Below are 15,319 nucleotides of genomic sequence, written 5' to 3' on the forward strand. Positions count from 1 at the left end.
CTTCATAAGAAAATTCCGGCACGCAACACTCCTGACGCAACGCCTCTCCCACGGTTGCACTGTGTCAGCATCGCAAGCAACGGAGGCGGAACTTCCGGGGGGACCGAGTGACGCTACGCGGGCGGTTGACAGCAGCCTTCCTCGTGGTGGTGCTCGGGCCGGTCCTGCTCGGCGCGCTGTTCGTCGCCTCCACGCTCGCGGCCGTCGACCGCAGCCGCTCCACCGAGCGCCTGGCGGTGGCGGCGTCCACAGTGCGTACCTCGGTCGACGCGCTCTGCCAGCAGCTGCGCGCCACCGCCGACGCGGTGGCGCTCACCGCCGAGCCCGCCGTCGGCGCCGCCCAACTGGTCGGTCGAGGTCTGGCCGCCGCGGTGCTGATCACCGACCTGACCGGCGAGGTCAGCTACGTCTCGCCGGGCGCGCCGCCGACCCCGTGGCGGGACTGCTCCGGCTCGACCACCGCTTCGGCCAGCCCTGTCCGGGCGCTGGCCGCCCACGTCGACCTGCGCGACCGCGCCGGCACGCTGCGGGGCACTGTGACCGCCGCGCAACTGGTCGACCCGGCCTTCGTGGCCCGGCTGGCGGCGGTGACCGGGGTGGCGGTCACCCTGCTCGACAGCGGAGCGAGCGCCGCGCGGGTCACCCACACCACCGAGTCCCGGGAGGTACGCGACGCGGTGCTGGCAGCCGCCAGCACCGTCGAAGGCGAGCGGGTCACCGAAACCACCGAGGGCCGGTACGTGCGGAGGATCGGGCCGTCCGACGCGCAGCCGCTGCCACTGGTGCTCTCCGTGCCCAGTGAACGGCCGCCAGGGCTGCACGCCACGCTGGTGGGGGTGGTCGTGCTGGCCGGGCTGCTCGCCGTGCTGACCGCCTGGCGGCTGGCCCGGGTGACCACCCGGCCGCTGGTGGAGCTGGCCGGGGCGGTGGACCGGGTGGCCCAGGGTGACCTGACCGCCCGCGTGCCGGTCCGCAGCCGCGACGAGCTGGGTCGACTGGCCGCCGCGTTCAACCGGATGACCCGGGAGACCGGCTCCTACGTCGCGGCGTTGACCAGCAACCGCGACCAGCTCCGCGGGCACCTCGCCGTGCTCGGCGACACCCTGGCCAGCACGCACGACCTGCAACGCATCCTGCGGGTGATCCTGCACAGCGCCATCGGCGCGACCGGGGCGCGCGCCGGCGCGGTGCTGCTGGTGGAGGCGGGCGGGGTGCTTGTCGCACAGTGCACCGAGGGGCTGGACGGGCGGTGGCCGGAGGGCGACACGGACGGGTCGTCGACGCTTCGGGTGCCGGTGGGGGTCGGTGTGGTCGGTGCCGTCGCCGCCACCGGGGAACCACAGCGGGGGAGGATGGAGCCGACCGAGGTTCCGTCGGGGGAGCCGCGCTGCCGCACGTACGTCGCGGTCCCGTTCGCGACCCCGGGCGGAGGCGCCGCGCCCACCCTCAGCGGTTCCGGCGACGAGGCCGGAGCCGCGGCGGCACTCGGCGTGCTGGCCCTGTACGACCGGCTGGGCGCCGACGAGTTCGACGACGACGACCTGGTCACCCTGCGCACCTTCGCCGGCCACGCGGCCGTGGCGGTGGACAACGTGCGGGTGCACGAGGAAGCGCAGCGGCTCTCGCTCACCGACCCGCTCACCGGGCTGTGGAACTACCGCTACCTGCGCGAGTCGATCCGGCGGGAGGTGGAACGGGCCAGCCGGTTCGGGCGGATGCTCAGCATCCTCGCGATGGACCTCGACCGCTTCAAGGACGTCAACGACACGTACGGGCACGCTGCCGGGGACACCGTGCTGGCCGAGTTCGCCCGGCGGGTGCGCGGCGAGATCCGCGAGGTCGACCTGGCCTTCCGGCAGGGCGGTGAGGAGTTCGTGCTGCTGCTGCCGGAGACCGACGCGCGGGGCGCGGCGATCGTTGCCGAGCGACTCGGCGCGGCGGTTCGCGAGACGCCGATCGCCGTCGAGGCGTACGCCGGGCCGGTCCTGGTGACCGTGTCGGTGGGCATCGCCGTCTACCCGGACAACGGCAGCACCGGGCGGGAGGTGCTGGAGGCCGCCGACGACGCGCTCTACGCGGCCAAGGCGGCCGGCCGCGACACGTACCGGGTCGCCGAGGTGCGCCCGGACGTGCCGACGAGGGAGATACCGGTGCTCGCCTGCGCGGTCAGTCCACCCGACGGGCTGCCGCGCGCCGGTCAACCCGCGCAGGTCATCCGGGAGCCGGGCGGGCCCGCCCGGTCGGAGCCGGCTGTGGGCGTACCGGAATCATCTGCGGCGCACGCGCGGCCGGAACCGGCCGACGACGGCCCGGACAGCGCGACCGGCGGGGCGCGGGCCGGCCCGGACGCCGCGCGGCCGGGGCCGGGTGGCGGCGCGTCTTCTGGGCCACACCCGCCGCGACAGAGCCGTGGCCGATAGTCTCGCGGCATGTCGGAGCACTCAGCGAACCCCTCATCGACGGTCGCCGCAACTGGCCGTCCCCTGGCGGTCAAGGCCGTCATCCCGGCCGCCGGACTGGCCACCCGGTTCCTGCCAGCCACCAAGGCAGTGCCCAAGGAGCTGCTGCCGGTGGTGGATCGGCCGGTTCTGCAGTACATCGTCGAGGAGGCCACCCAGGCCGGCATCGGTGACGTGTTGCTGATCACCGGTCGGGGTAAGACGTCGATGGTGGACCACTTCGACCGTCGCCCAGACCTGGAGACCAGGCTGGAGGAGAAGGGTGACGCCGAGCGGCTGGCCGCGGTGCGTCGCCCCAGTGAGCTGGCCGAGATCTACACCGTCCGGCAGCCCGAGCAGCTCGGGCTCGGCCACGCCGTCGGGTACGCCGAGTCGCACGTCGGCGACCAGCCCTTCGCGGTGCTGCTCGGCGACGAGTTCGTCAAGCCGTCGGAGCCGCTGCTGCCGGCGATGCTGGAGCTTCAGGCCCGCACCGGCGGTGTGGTGCTCGCCTTCTTCGAGGTCGACCCGGCCGACACCAAGCGGTACGGCATCGCCTCCGTCGAACCCGCCGAGTCGGAGCTGACCGACATCGGTGAGGTCGTCAAGGTGACCGGGATGGTGGAGAAGCCGCAGCCGGAGGACGCGCCCAGCAACCTCGCGGTGCTCGGCCGCTACGTGTTGCCGGGCAAGATCTTCGACGCGATCCGGCGGACCAAGCCGGGCAGCGGCGGCGAGATCCAGCTGACCGACGCGATGGAGTTGCTGCGCACCGAGGGCACCCCCGTGCACGCGATCGTCTACCGGGGCACCCGTTACGACACCGGCATGCCGCTGGGCTACCTGCAGACGGTGGTGCAGATCGCCGCCGAACGCGAGGACCTGGGCAAAGAGTTCCGCTCGTGGCTGGCCGACTTCGTCAAGGCCGACGCGGCGGGCGGATCTGGTACATGACCGCGACGGCCGACGCCGAGGCGGCCGCGAACGAGTTGACGCCGCTCGCCGACTACCTGGGCAGCGTGCTGCGCAGGTTACGCGCGCTGCCGCCACTCGACCTCGACCTCACCCAGGCGCACGGCAACGTCCTCGCCGAGGACGTCGTCGCGCCGCACGCCTTCCCGGCCTTCGACCAGGCTGCCGTGGACGGCTACGCGGCCCGCTGGGAGGACATTTCCGGAGGGGGTCGGGGCCCGAGCTATGTCCCGGCCCCCTCCGGCACGCCCGGCGGCCGGACCATCCGGCTCAATGTGGTGGGGGATCTGGGTGCCGCGAGCTGGCGGCCGGTCCGGCTCACCCCGGGTTCGTGCTTCTCGGTGGCCGCCGGAGCGCCGCTGCCGGTCGCCGCGGACGTGGTGGTTCCGGTGGAGTGGACCGACCAGGGCATGGCCGCTGTGGAGATCTTCCGCACCCCCAAACGGGGGTACGGGGTACGCCGAGCCGGTGAGGAACTGCCCGTCGGCACTCTGCTCGCCCGCGCCGGCACGTACGTCTCGCCGGCCCTGGTCGCGGTCTTCGCCGCCACCGGTATCGGGCACGTGGTGGTCCGGCCCAGCCCACGGGTGGTCATCGTGGCCACCGGCGACGAACTGGTCGACGTGGGTCGGGGCAGTCAGCCCGGGCAGGTGGTGGACGCGAACTCGCACGCGTTAACCGCCGCCGCGGCCGAGGTGGGCGCACTGGCGTACCGGGTGGGGATCTGCGACGACGACCCGGAGGGGCTGCGCGGGCTGCTGGAGGACCAGACCCTGCGCGCCGACCTGATCATCACCACCGGGGGCACCGGCACCGGCCCCGGAGACATGGTGCGCCGGATCCTGTCCCGCCGCGAGGGCGGCCGGGCCGGGCCGGTCACGTTCACCGACGTGGCGCTCTATCCCGGCACCGCGCTCGGGTTCGGCACCGTCGGCGCCGAGGAGGTGCCGGTGGTCTGCCTGCCCGGCGACCCGGGCGCCGCGCTGATCGGTTTCGAGGTGCTGGCCCGCCCCGCCATCCAACTGCTCGCCGGCGCCGAGCCGGTGTTCCGACCCAGCGTGCGGGCGCACCTGCTGGAGACCGTGTCGTCGCCGACGGGGCTGCGCGAGTTCCGGCCGGCGCACGTCGCCGAGCGACGCGGCGGTGGATACACGGTCCAGCCTCTCAGCGGTGGGCCGTTCACGCTCTCCGGGCTGGCCGAGGCGAACGGCCTGCTGGTGCTCGGCGAGCGGGTCACCACGGCCGCCGCCGGTTCCACAGTGGACGTCCTGCTGTTGGACCGCCGCCGGTGACGGTGACCCGGTCGATCCGGCGGCTGGCCACTCGGGCGCCGCGCGGTCATCGGGTCCACGCGGTGGGTCCACTTGCGCGCGACACGGTCCCGCGCGGGAGACTGTGCGGGTGAGTCTCTTCGGACCCCCGCGGGCACCGGGCTGGCCGGTGGAGCTGGCGGACGGCCCGGTGTTGCTGCGGCCCTACCGGCGCTCCGACGCGGCGGCATGGTCGGAGATACGGCGGGCCAACCGGGCCTGGCTGGCACCCTGGGAATCATCGCTGCCCGGCGCCTGGGACGACCTCAACTCGCCGGCCGCGTTCCGCTGGGTGCACCGTGACCAGCGTCGTTCCGCCCGTGAGGGTGAGGGAATGCCGTTCGCGGTCTGTCTGCGCGAGGCCGACCGGGACCGGCTGGTCGGGCACATCAACGTGGGCAGCATCGTGCGGCGGGCGCTCTGCTCCGGCTACGTCGGTTACTGGGTGGACGCCCGGGTCGCCGGCCGAGGTGTGATCCCGACGGCGCTCGCGCTCGCCGTGGACCACGCGTTCGGCCCGGGCGGGCTGCACCGGGTGGAGGTCAACATCCGTCCGGAGAACCGGCCGTCCCGGCGGGTGGTGGAGAAACTGGGCTTCCGCGAGGAGTCGTACCACGTGCGCTACATGCACATCGACGGCGCTTGGCGTGACCACATCGGATACGCGATGACGAGCGAGGAGATCGCCGCCGAGGGCGGCCTGTTGGCCCGCTGGCACCGGGTACGCGCCGACGCCCGGTAGGGAGGATTTCCCCACTCCCGCAGCGCCGTCCCACAGACGGGATCGGCGCGGCGCGGTGGCATCCCGGTCGGCGCGCCGTAACCTCAAGTAACTGCAAGCTGCGGCAAGCGCTCCCCGGCCGGACGATCCACGCACCAAGGCGCGATCGGTGGAAGATCCTGCGGTCCGGTGGCGGTTGCGACGAATTCGGTGACGGGAGGGGTGAGGGTGCCGACCTCGGTGCTCCTCGCCGTCCTCGCCGCCGCCGGCCTGCTCGCCCTGGCCCCGGCGCTGGTCCGCCGGTACGACGCCACCGAGCGGCTGGTGGCGGAGCGGGCGCAGTCGACGGCGCGGGTGCTCCAGCGCCGCCGACGGCGCCGCACTGTGCCCGGACGGCAGCCCGTCCACCCACCGCGCTCGCTGGTCGTCACCCTCAGTGAGAACGCGACTACGGGGGTGTTGGGTGCGCCGGTCTCCGCGCCCCCGGCCGCCCGCCGCTCCGGTCGGCTGCGCGCCGTGCCACCTGCACCCAAGCGGTCCCGCCGCCGCCCGCCGCCGCGCCGACAGCACACCCCCGCCGTGTACCGGCGCAGGCGGGTGCTCGCCGCGCTGCTGCTCCTCAACGTCGTCGAACTCGTCGGCGTGCTGTTCGTCAGCCCCGGCTTCTGGATCGGCTTCTCGGTCACCTTCCTGCTCCTGGCCACGTACGTCGTCCACCTGCGCGGTCAGGCCCTCGCTGGGCGTCGCCGCCGCCGCGCCCGGGCCCGCGAGGCGGCCTGGCTGGCCGCCCGGCAGGCCGAGGTGCGCCGGGAACAGGCCCGCCGGGCGGCGGCCCGCCGGGAGGCGCAACGCCGCCTGGCCGCCCAACGCGAGGGGGTGCGCCGAGCCGCGATGGGCCTGGACCGCCCGGGAGACCTGCCGGCGGCAGTCAACGGCGGGTCGGTCTCGTACCGGCGCTCGGGCGGCCTACGCGGACGCCCCTACGAGGCCGGCCGAGGTGCCTGATCCGGCGACGGCCGGGCGTGGTCTGGCCTGGCCGGGCGTGGCGTGGCCGGGCGTGGCGTGGCCGGGCGTGGCGTGGCCGGGCGTGGCCTGGTCGGGCGTGGCGTGGCCGGGCGTGGCCTGGTCGGGCGTGGCGTGGCCTGGCGTGGCCTGGCCCGACTCGGCCTGGTTCGGTCGTGCTCCCGGCTTGATCGACTCGGGTTTCTGGAAGTCGGGGTGTCGTGGCGTCCCGGATACCACGTTTTTCAGGGAGGCGAGTGGATCAAGCCGGAGGGTTGGAGCGCCGCGCTGGGGGCGGATTCGCGGTGGGGACCGACGACCTGTTAGCCTTGCTGCCGGCCCGCCCGGTGTAAGCCGGGTGGGACCGAAGCCGGTTCGCCGGCGGGGGGCTGTGGCGCAGACTGGTAGCGCACCTCGTTCGCATCGAGGGGGTCAGGGGTTCAAATCCCCTCAGCTCCACCAAGAAACAGCAGGTCAAGGGCGGGTTCCCCAGTGACGGGGAACCCGCCCTTGATCATCTGACCGTCGTTTGACCGCCGGACAGAGCCCAGACCGCGGCACAGGGCGGCAGAACTCGAGTTGAACGGCTGAGTTCGACGGAGGCGGTGGCCCCAAGCATGAGGTTGCGCAGCGGTCGAGTGCCCCCACGATGTGCGTTACCGTGCGGCTCATAGCTCCCGCCCAACACTCTGTTGCGGGCACTCGTCGATGAAGACGTGCTTCGCTGAATGCTGAAGTAATTGCTAGCGACAGGGTGCGTCCCAGTTGTGAGAGAACTTGACCGCTAGCGCTCCTGGCGTTGGATCGCTGACGCCAGTACCGGTCCGCGGCGCATCGATCCACCGGCACGTAAAGAACCTCTGGCGGATTATCGAAGGTTTCTCGCCGATCAGTGTGCCGCCGCATATCGAACGCCACAGGCCCGCGAACCGAACATCGCCGAGCCCGCCAGCTCACCTGGTCGGAGCAATCTGCCGACCTCTCCCACTACCGCGACCAGAGTAGGTACGAGGTCGACGCGGTGCTCGAGAACAGATCCGGGCATGTGGTCGGGATCGAGGTCAAGGCAGCCACAACCGTCGGATCCGACGATTTCCGCGGATTACGCCGACTCGCCGACCGCCTCGGTGACGACTTCATCGCCGGCATAGTCCTCTACACCGGAACCTCGACACTGCCGTTCGGCGACAGGCTCCGCGCATTGCCGGTCAGTGCCTTGTGGCAGGTTGCCGGCGCACGAACAGGCTGACCGGGGCGCTCGCCGCCGGCGGCGACGGCGCCAGTGCGAGCATCCGCGCCGGGTCGAGGCCTGCCGTCCGCTTGTCCGTGGCGTCCCCGGTGCAGCCCGTCATCCGCTTCGGGCACCGAGCCCGGCTGGCGACCGGGTCACGGTTACTGGCCAGGGTGCAGAAGGACTTTGGTGTAGCCGTCCACGCGGCGGTCGAACTTGTCGTACGCGTCGGCAGCGGCGCTCAGGGGTAGCTCGTGGGAGACGATGAACGACGGCGTGGCACGCCCGCGGATGATGAGGTCACGCAGTTGCTGGTTGTACCGCTTGACGGGGCACTGGCCGGAGCCGATGGTGATGCCCTTGGTGAACGCCAGGCCGTAGTTGAAGCCGTAGCGGCCCTCCTTGGCGCCCTCGGTAGCAGCCTTGGGGTCTTCCTGCTCGTACACGCCGACCACGCCGATGCGACCCGTGGCGCGCACGACCTGCACGAGGTTGTCGAGCACCAGGTGGGGATGTTCCTGCCCGGACGGGTCGTGGGCCTGGAAACCGACGGCCTCGACACCGCAGTCGACGCCGAATCCATCTGTGCCGTCCATGATCGCCTGCACGGCGTCGGTCTTTGACACGTCCACGGGGATGGCGCCGATCTGCCCCGCGAGGGCGAGCCGGTCGGGTTGGAAATCGACGACGAACACCTGGGCGACGCCGCGCAGCATCGCGGAGTAGGCCGCCATCAACCCCACCGGTCCAGCGCCGAACACCGCTACCGTGTGGCCGGCTGACACACCGGCGAGCTCCGTGCCGTGGTACCCGGTGGGAAAGATGTCGGACAACATGGTGAAATCTGACTCGTGTTCGGTGCCTTCCGGCAGCTTCAGTAGGTTGAAGTCCGCCCACGGCACCCGGAGGTACTCAGCCTGCCCACCCCAGTACGGACCCATCTGGGGGTAGCCGAACCCCGCGCCCGGGCTGCCGGAGGGGTTGGCCCGCAGGCACGCCGATGTCCAGCCCTCGACACAGTTGCGGCAGGTGCCGCAGGCCAGGTTGAACGGCACCGACACTCGGTCCCCCACCGCGATGCGGTCGACGGCGTCGCCGATGTCGACCACCACGCCCATGTTCTCGTGACCGAGCACCATCCCGGCGTCCAGCTGGGCGCGGCCCTCGTAGGGGTGTAGGTCCGAGCCGCAGATGTTCGCCGTCGTGATCTTGATGATGGCGTCCTTCGGCGCCTCGATCCGCGGATCGTCGACGTCCTCCACGGACACCTGACGCGGACCGCGATACACCACAGCCTTCATGTCTACCTACCCCTGTCGTGGTGGCCACTGTCGCGGCCGGTCATCTCGGTGGTTCCGCTCACGCCAGGTGGAAGCTCACCCGATCGGTCAACCTCCGCCGATCACACGGCCCACAACCGCGCCACCACCGCGTGATCGTCAGCGACCAGGTGATCGATGTCCCGGCTGCGTCCCGTACGACGAACTCACGCTCGCTCGCCAAGCCGGACGTTACGCCAGACCTCGCAAAGTAGGATAATTTCGGCTCAAATACGCCTGTTGGTTGCCCTGGCCGTCGCCCTCAGCAGGAAGCTGCGGCATTTCGCGATGGTCGAGCGACCCCGCCCTGAACCCGGCCGATTGATGCCGAGAGTGCGGGAGCGCGTTTACGTCGACTCGAGAATCTGATCGAATGGGACCGGGAGCAAGCGGGCCGTCACCGACCGTGCGAACGTCACGTGACAGGAGTCCCTTCTCATGTTTCGAAGGTCAACCGTTCCCACCCTGTTCGCCACCCTTGCGGCCGCCTCCCTCGCCCTGCTGCTCGGTCTGGGCGCTACGGCGTCCGCCGAATCCTCGATCGCCGCGTCACAGGCGGCTACCGCGCCGGTATGGGTCATGCCGTTGGGCGACTCGATCACCGGCTCACCCGGCTGCTGGCGGTCCACCTTGTGGAACCGTCTCCAGACCACCGGCTACCCCGACGTCGATTTCGTCGGCACACTCGGCCCCCGGGGCTGCGGCCAGCCGTACGACGGGGACAACGAGGGCCACGGTGGCTACCTGGTGACGAATGTCGCCAACCAGAACCTGCTGCCTGGATGGCTCTCCGCCACCCGCCCCGACATCGTGCTCATGCATTTCGGCACCAACGACGTGTGGAGCAACATCGCGCCGCCGACCATTCTCGCCGCGTACTCCAAGCTGGTCGACCAGATGCGGGCCAGCAACCCGTCGATGCGGGTGATCGTTGCGAAGATCATTGCGATGGCACCGCCCACCTGTGGCGAATGCGGGCAACGCGTTGTAGCCCTGAACGCCGCGATCGGCGACTGGGCGTTGGGGAAGACCACGGCGCAGTCCCCGATAGTGGTCGTCGACCAGTGGACGGGCTTCAGCACCGCCGCTGACACGTACGACGGGGTGCACCCGAATGCCTCCGGAGACCAGAAGATGTCCGACCGCTGGTACCCGGCGTTGGCCGCCGCCCTCGCCAACGGCGTTCCGCCGACCTCGACGCCCACCGCGACCCCGACGACGAGCCCCACTCCGACGGCCACCCCCACCCAGACCTCGACCCCCGCTCCCGGAGCGAGCTGCGCGGCCAACTACCGGATTGTCGGGCAGTGGCAGGGAGGGTTCCAGGGCGAGGTGACCGTCCGCAACACCGGCGCTGTCCGAACCGCCGGCTGGACAGTCGGATACACCCTGGCCGGCGGCCAGCGGATCAGCCAGGCGTGGAACACCGAGGTCACCCAGGCCGGCGAGGCGATCACGGCGCGCAACGTGACCTGGAACGGGGCGCTCGCTCCGGGGGCGGAGGCCACCTTCGGCTTCCTTGGCAGCGTCACCGGCTCTCCCACCACTCCCACCATCAGCTGCACCGCGAGCTGAGGCGGCACGGTCCGCGGGGCTCCTCGGCGATTCACGCGAGGGGCCCCGACGGCCCGAGCGTCTCACCGCCAGTCCGGTTGGTGTCGCGCACCCCGCCAGTCCGGTTGGTGTCGCGCACCCCGCCGGCCTACGCCGGCTCGCGCACACCGCCGGCGTTGCCACCCTCGTCCGGCATCGGTTCGGGCGGGGCTTCTGGCAGTTCGTCTGGTGTGTCAGGCATAAGGACACCTACGTCGTCGGGCACCGGCTCGTGTGGATCGATGGGTGGGTACTTCTCGGGGTCGAGATCCGGTTCAGTCATCAGGCGAGTATCCGTCGTCTTCTGGTCTGCCGCTCGTCGGGCCGCAGGACGACCGGTTGTGTTGCAACGGATCGTGCCAGCCGGGGTTCCTTCTGACTCCCGTGGTCGTGTCCGGGGGCTTCCACTACGGCGCAGGCGAGCCGTCGCAGCGGCTTGATCCCGGCGAGTGGCTCCGGGTAGCCACGTCGAGACAGGCGGCGTTCGCGCCGACCAGCAGGGGCAGCGCGGCCAGGAACTCACGCAGCACATGCCGGGGGTCGTGCTCGCGAATGTCCGCCACCTCGGCCCGCGCGCCAGCGTCGGCGAAGACCTGGCAGACATCCCACAGGCTGGCGCCGACGCTGCTCCACTGCCAGACGTCGTGCACCAGCGCCGGCAGTCGCAGCACCGGGGCGGCACCGAAGAGGCCGATGCCATAGCGCAGCGGATCAGCCGGGGTGTTGCCCAGCGACACCATCAGCGGAAGCACCCGGTGTGCGCGAGCGAATTCCACCACGTCCGGCGCGGCCGGCGCGATCTCCACCAGCAGGCCATCCTCCAGGAACTCCACGATGATCCGGTCCGGGTCGGCCACGCCGCGTTGGCTGGCGGCTTCGGTCACCGCAGCCCGGTCCCAGGTCGCGTCGGGCCGGTCGATGGGGTGGTGTGCCGCGGCCCAGACCGCGAAGGACTGCGGGTCCTCCAGGGTCACCGAGAGCCCCCCGATACCCAGCGAGTAGTACCTCACCGGGGCGCCGACGGCCGGGTGGAACTCTCCGGTGTAGCGCCCCACCGGCAGGATCAGCGGATCGGTCACTGCGGGTTCTTCGTCGTGTCGGTCATGGCAGCGGCTCCAGGTAGACGACGCCGGCCGTGAGCAGCCGGTGGACGGTGCGGAGGAACGCGGCGAGCAACCGCTCCGGGTCGGCCAGGTCGGGTTCGGTGCCGCCGGCCTCCCGCTCCTCGTCGGCGAGCGCCTGGCAGACCACCCAGAGGCTCTCCCCGGATTGGCAGTGCTCCCACAGGTCGTAGACCGTGCGGGTGACGCGCACCACCGGGTGCTCGAAGAGGCCGATCGACCAGAGCCAGGGCTCCTCGGCACTGTTGCCCAACCCGAGCATCCGGGCGCCGACCCGGTGCCGGCGGGCGAACTCCACCGCCGCGCCGGGGGCGACCTCGACGGCGAGCCCTTCGGCCAGCAGTTCGTGCAGCAGCGACGCACTGTCGACGCCTGGCAGTTGGCTGGCCGCCGCGTCGCATGCCGCCGCGACGGTCCAGGGCTGCTCGGCGGGTCGGTCGCCGGTGCCGTGCGCCAGCGCCCACAGGGTGAAGCGCTGGTCGTCGAGCTCCCACACCTCGTCGCCGAGGCGGACCCGGTGGTATCGCTCGATCGAACCGGCCACCGGGTAGAAGGTGCCGAAGAACTGCCCAACCGGCAGCACCACGGCCTGCGCGGTCTGCGTCGTGGTCCTCGCTGTTGATGGTCGGGCAGGTCGCGGGGACAACCACGACTGGTCCTCGTGCTGGGAGTGGCCGGGCTCACCGGGCCGGATCAGTTTTGCCGGCGGCAGGTCGGGCAGCTCGATCGGGGTCAGCTTGCCCAGGAAATAGCCGATCGAGCGGGCAATCGGGATGAGGTGCCGCTCACGCCCGGCAGCACCCGCCGGACCTATCGGCCCGCCCAGGGCGGTGTCCGGCAGGAAGTAGACACCCTCCCGTTCCATGTCGCGCTCCCGCAGCGTGAGCACCAGGAGGCCGCCGGAGAGGTTCGCGATGACCAGCAGGTCCGGCGACAGCCAGGGATCCCGGTGTACGCGCTGCGCGTGCACCAGGTCCAACGGCGGGTGCTGCGGGTGGACGCCGAGCAGGGGGCGTTCCGGGATGAGCGCGAACAGTAGGCCGGGGACGTGATGCTCCACCTCGGGCTGCGCCCCGTTGGTCTGCGCCAGCCACCTTCGGTAGTTCGCTGGCAGCTGAGTGCCAAGCTCGGCCTCGGCCGCCAGCAACTGCGCCTCGTTCAGCTGACCGTAGGGCCGCAGCCGGGCGGACTTCCAGACGTGGCCGGTTGGTGGTGTCATCACCTCGTTCTCGTCGACCCGTCGGACGATCACCCGCCACTCGTCCGCGTTCTTCATGTGGACGTCCGCGAAGCGCCAGGTCTCGTCGCCCACCGGGAAGGTCTCGCCCATGGTGACCTCATAGTGGGGGGACTCCTCGTCCCAGTGGGGCATCACGATGATCTCCGCCCGGACCGGGGGGCCCTCGTCGATCCACCGAACGCCGAGCCGGGCCGGCCCGATGTCCGTCGGCACGTTGTTGCGGATGGACATGACGTCCGTGTAAGAGGGCAACCGCTCTCCTCCCCGCTCTCTTCTCGACACGGTCAACCGTGCAGTGTCGACTCGTGGGGCAGCGCGAAGCCGAGCGCCTGCCGCGCGATCCGCTCGGCTTTCGGTCATCCGGCCAGCGGCGAGCCTTCGGAACTGGGGACGCACCGCAGGCCCTCCAGTGCAGGGCGTGTTGTCACCGTGCAGACGACGCCGACACGCCCGAGCCAGTCACCGTACGGCGGAATTGGCGGCTGCGCAGCCCCGGCCCTGCTGTTCGGGCGCACCGTTGTTGATCAGCGGTCCGTCTCCGTCAACTCCGCTCCCGCCGGCAGCGGAACAGCCGCGACGTGGACGGTCTCCCGTCCCGTCGTGACCCGGTCGACCGCTCGGGTGAGGTGTCGCTCCGGACCCGCGTACAGGATCACAGTGGCACGTCCGGCGGTCCGGCCAGCTCGTCCACCTCGTGGGCCAGCGCCCGTTCGATCACCGCGTCGGCCCCCCGGTCGCCCTGCACATTGGCGTTGGTGCCGACGTCCGGTGCGGTCGCGTCGGCGTCGGCGTCGGTCTTGGTGGAGGTCAGTCGGGCTGGACCAGCTTCGGCCACACCTGCCGGCCGGTGAAGCGGCCTTGCCGACGGGCGGCGCTGTATTCCTCTATGAGCAGCCGCACCGGCAGACTCATCTGTGCCGTGACAACCCCCGTCTGGTCGACGATGAAGCTCCCGTTTCCCACATGCAGCCCCGATCTCCCATCCTTAAGGGACAACTGCTCCTTTGCCAGCCAGCCGAATTCGAAGGGGTGCAGACTGATCTCGTTAGTTGTTCCCAACAGACGGTAGATCAGACCCATCGCTTCGTCCTCGGTCATCAGACGCCCCCTTCATCGGCGGAACGGCCGACCATAGCGCGTAGGCGATCCCGGCGTACCCGCTGAAGGTTCCGGCCAGGCCATGCCACGGTGCGGATCCCCCACCACACGGGTCCGTCGCACTCATGCGGGTGTGCACCACGACGAGTGCGTGGGAGGTCTCGATCTGGAGGTTCTCCTGCTCATCCAGAGACAGGTCACCCGTGTTCCGGTCCACCTTGAACTTACTCGGCCACCACCAGGGGCCGCGGTGCCTGGACCAGCTTCCGCAATGTGCTGATGCAGCTGCTCGTACTGCTGCTACGGCCACCATCCGCTCTGCGGGTGTGCCTGGCAGTCTCGCCGACCACCCTGCTGTTCGGGCCCGCCATTGTTGACCAGCTGTCCGTACGGGTGGACGGAAGGATCGGCGAGGTACACGAAATTCTCCAGCGTCCCCCGCTCCGATGTTCCGGTCTCCGGCAACCCGTAGTACGTCCCGGGCGAGACAGACGGGACACCGCTGTCCGCTAGGTCCTGCCGTTCCGACTCCGCGTCGATTCCGCCAGGCGGCAGATCTCCGTCAACTCCGCTTCCGTCGGCAGCGGAACAGTCGCGAAGTGGACCGTCTCCCGTTCCGTCGTGACCCGGTCGACCGCGCGGGTCAGATGTCGCTCCGGACTCGCGTACAGGACCGCCGTCGCCACGTCCGGCCGGAAGGTCCATGCGCTGGTCGGTCGATCCCAGATCACGGCCTGGGTCGGTCCGCTGCTCTGGAGCAGCGCGATCACGTTGACCGGCACTTCCGCATTCTCCGGGCGGAACAACAGGTGGTATCGGAAGGTCGGTTCGGCCATCTGCGCTCTCCCCGCGGCGTTCATCTGAATGAGTGATCCGGGACAGAGTCGGTGCCACCGGCCATTGCGGGGGCACCGAAGGCGCGACCGGTCGATGCGGCGAAATCACCTGGAGGTCGACATCGGTCGGTCCGGCTGGTCCTCTTTCGGCCACACCTGCCGGCCAGTGAAGCGGCCCTGTCGGCGAGCCTGCACGTACTGCTGAAGAATCAGCCGGGCTGGCAGGCTCGAATGCACCGTCACCACGCCCGTCCGGTCGACGATGAACCGCCCCTGACCCACGTGCCTCCCCGAGGCTCGTTCCTCCTCCGAGAGTTCCTCCCGGGCCACCCAGCCGAACTCGAACTCGCTCAGCCGGATTGGATTGCGCGTCCGCAGCAGACGAGTCATCAGTGCTCGTACCTCGTCCTCCGTCATTCGACTCACCTCCACTGGGCG

At 70.9% G+C, this 15,319-nt stretch carries 14 protein-coding genes, 1 tRNA gene and 1 pseudogene; 8 read left to right on the plus strand and 8 right to left on the minus strand.

Annotated elements, in window-relative coordinates; genetic code table 11:
• Positions 1 to 107: 107 nt before the first annotated feature.
• The 7 genes and pseudogenes from CLT68_RS09990 to CLT68_RS10025 form a co-directional block, all read left to right on the plus strand.
• Positions 108 to 2,420, plus strand: a complete 2,313-nt coding sequence (locus CLT68_RS09990) for a diguanylate cyclase (RefSeq protein WP_199177017.1) — start codon at positions 108 to 110, stop codon at positions 2,418 to 2,420.
• 9 nt (positions 2,421 to 2,429) lie between these two features.
• Positions 2,430 to 3,392, plus strand: coding sequence for a UTP--glucose-1-phosphate uridylyltransferase (locus CLT68_RS09995; protein ID WP_099850331.1), 963 nt, complete (start codon positions 2,430 to 2,432; stop codon positions 3,390 to 3,392).
• Positions 3,389 to 4,702 carry a molybdopterin molybdotransferase MoeA gene (locus tag CLT68_RS10000; RefSeq protein ID WP_088951399.1) on the plus strand — a complete coding sequence of 438 codons (1,314 nt, stop codon included), beginning with the start codon at positions 3,389 to 3,391 and terminating at the stop codon, positions 4,700 to 4,702. The genes CLT68_RS09995 and CLT68_RS10000 overlap by 4 nt, the downstream gene beginning before the upstream one ends.
• A gap of 109 nt (positions 4,703 to 4,811) precedes the next feature.
• Positions 4,812 to 5,462 (plus strand): GNAT family N-acetyltransferase, encoded by a 651-nt coding sequence (locus CLT68_RS10005; protein WP_099850333.1) that lies wholly within the window; start codon positions 4,812 to 4,814, stop codon positions 5,460 to 5,462.
• Between the two features lie 201 nt (positions 5,463 to 5,663).
• The gene (gene sepX / locus CLT68_RS10010) at positions 5,664 to 6,446 is read left to right on the plus strand and encodes a divisome protein SepX/GlpR (protein WP_185755188.1); all 783 of its coding nucleotides are present in this window, start codon (positions 5,664 to 5,666) and stop codon (positions 6,444 to 6,446) included.
• Between the two features lie 382 nt (positions 6,447 to 6,828).
• A tRNA-Ala gene (locus tag CLT68_RS10020) sits at positions 6,829 to 6,905 on the plus strand.
• A gap of 481 nt (positions 6,906 to 7,386) precedes the next feature.
• Positions 7,387 to 7,692 (plus strand): annotated as a pseudogene (locus CLT68_RS10025) (DUF4143 domain-containing protein); the annotation flags it as partial.
• A gap of 143 nt (positions 7,693 to 7,835) precedes the next feature.
• On the opposite strand, the gene CLT68_RS10030 reads toward CLT68_RS10025, so the two are convergent.
• Positions 7,836 to 8,975 carry a glutathione-independent formaldehyde dehydrogenase gene (locus CLT68_RS10030; RefSeq protein ID WP_099850339.1) on the minus strand — a complete coding sequence of 380 codons (1,140 nt, stop codon included), beginning with the start codon at positions 8,973 to 8,975 and terminating at the stop codon, positions 7,836 to 7,838.
• 456 nt (positions 8,976 to 9,431) lie between these two features.
• Here CLT68_RS10030 and CLT68_RS10035 point away from each other — a divergent pair, with 456 nt between their 5' ends.
• Positions 9,432 to 10,568, plus strand: a complete 1,137-nt coding sequence (locus CLT68_RS10035; protein ID WP_099850341.1) for a cellulose binding domain-containing protein — start codon at positions 9,432 to 9,434, stop codon at positions 10,566 to 10,568.
• Between the two features lie 127 nt (positions 10,569 to 10,695).
• Here the strand turns inward: CLT68_RS10035 and CLT68_RS33130 are convergent, their stop codons facing one another.
• From CLT68_RS33130 to CLT68_RS10065, 7 genes are all read right to left on the minus strand, one after another.
• Positions 10,696 to 10,869: a hypothetical protein gene (locus CLT68_RS33130; protein ID WP_199177018.1), complete on the minus strand. Its 174-nt coding sequence runs from the start codon at positions 10,867 to 10,869 to the stop codon at positions 10,696 to 10,698.
• A 124-nt stretch (positions 10,870 to 10,993) separates the two neighbouring features.
• A complete protein-coding gene (locus CLT68_RS10040; protein WP_099850343.1) occupies positions 10,994 to 11,665 on the minus strand; it encodes a hypothetical protein in 672 nt (223 codons plus the stop codon).
• A gap of 22 nt (positions 11,666 to 11,687) precedes the next feature.
• Positions 11,688 to 13,178 carry an SMI1/KNR4 family protein gene (locus CLT68_RS10045; protein WP_099850345.1) on the minus strand — a complete coding sequence of 497 codons (1,491 nt, stop codon included), beginning with the start codon at positions 13,176 to 13,178 and terminating at the stop codon, positions 11,688 to 11,690.
• Positions 13,179 to 13,599: 421 nt separating this feature from the next.
• A complete protein-coding gene (locus CLT68_RS10050) occupies positions 13,600 to 13,782 on the minus strand; it encodes a hypothetical protein (protein WP_099850347.1) in 183 nt (60 codons plus the stop codon).
• Positions 13,755 to 14,045, minus strand: coding sequence for a hypothetical protein (locus CLT68_RS10055; protein WP_099850349.1), 291 nt, complete (start codon positions 14,043 to 14,045; stop codon positions 13,755 to 13,757). Before CLT68_RS10055 ends, CLT68_RS10050 begins: the two co-directional genes overlap by 28 nt.
• 509 nt (positions 14,046 to 14,554) lie before the next feature.
• Entirely contained in the window at positions 14,555 to 14,881 is a 327-nt protein-coding gene (locus CLT68_RS10060; protein ID WP_099850351.1) for a hypothetical protein, read from the minus strand.
• 105 nt (positions 14,882 to 14,986) lie between these two features.
• Positions 14,987 to 15,298 carry a hypothetical protein gene (locus CLT68_RS10065; protein ID WP_099850353.1) on the minus strand — a complete coding sequence of 104 codons (312 nt, stop codon included), beginning with the start codon at positions 15,296 to 15,298 and terminating at the stop codon, positions 14,987 to 14,989.
• Positions 15,299 to 15,319: the final 21 nt, after the last annotated feature.

It is taken from the genome of Micromonospora sp. CNZ299, from assembly GCF_002754415.1.